The sequence below is a fragment of the Cryobacterium inferilacus genome (assembly GCF_019599185.1).
GTDB lineage: Bacteria > Actinomycetota > Actinomycetes > Actinomycetales > Microbacteriaceae > Cryobacterium > Cryobacterium inferilacus.
Genome location: NZ_JAIEUL010000065.1, coordinates 1 through 714 on the forward strand (window position 1 = coordinate 1; position 714 = coordinate 714).

Sequence of the window (714 nt, forward strand, 5' to 3'; positions counted from 1 at the left end):
CCCCACAGCAAAGGACCCCATCATGCGCAGCTTCACCAAGACCGCACTCGGACTCAGCGTTGCCGGCCTGCTCATCACCGGCCTCGCCGCCTGCTCCACGGACGAAGGCACCGCGTCGACGCCGTCCTCCAGCTCCTCCAGCAGCAGCTCCTCCGAAGAAGCCACCCCCACCCCGGTCGCCTCCATCCCCACCCTCACCGGCGTCGACACCGCCGTCCTCCTCGACGCCGACTTCGCCGCCGCCCTCACCAGCCTGGGCCTCACCCCCGGCACCGTCGGCACCGCCACCCTCGAAGAGGGCAGCCTGCACTTCCCCATCACCGGCGGCAACGTGGACTACTACGACCCCGCAGAGGACTACCGCCCCTACGTCCAGGGCAACATCGAGCACGACGGCTCCGGCTTCTCCCTCACCGCCGGCGAGACCGTCGTCGAACTGACCAACTTCACCATCGACCCCGGCACCTCAGAGCTCTTCGGTGACGTCACCGCCAACGGCGAATCCGCCGCCACCCAGGTCAAGCTCTTCGACCTCTACGGCGGAACCCTCGAACCCCTCCAGATGGACGGCGACAACGCCATCCTCACCGGCACCACCGTGCACATCTCCGCCGACGCCGCCGCCCTGCTCAACACCACCTTCAACACCGACGCCGTCGCCGACCAGCTCCTCGTCGGCATCGCCACCATCACCGTCAACACCAAGTAACACCC

General features: G+C 68.1%; 1 protein-coding gene. It reads left to right on the forward strand.

The features are described 5' to 3' along the window. The coding region (locus K2F54_RS18920) for a hypothetical protein (protein WP_255577326.1) at positions 1-709 on the forward strand (709 nt) is incomplete at its 5' end. Positions 710-714: the final 5 nt, after the last annotated feature.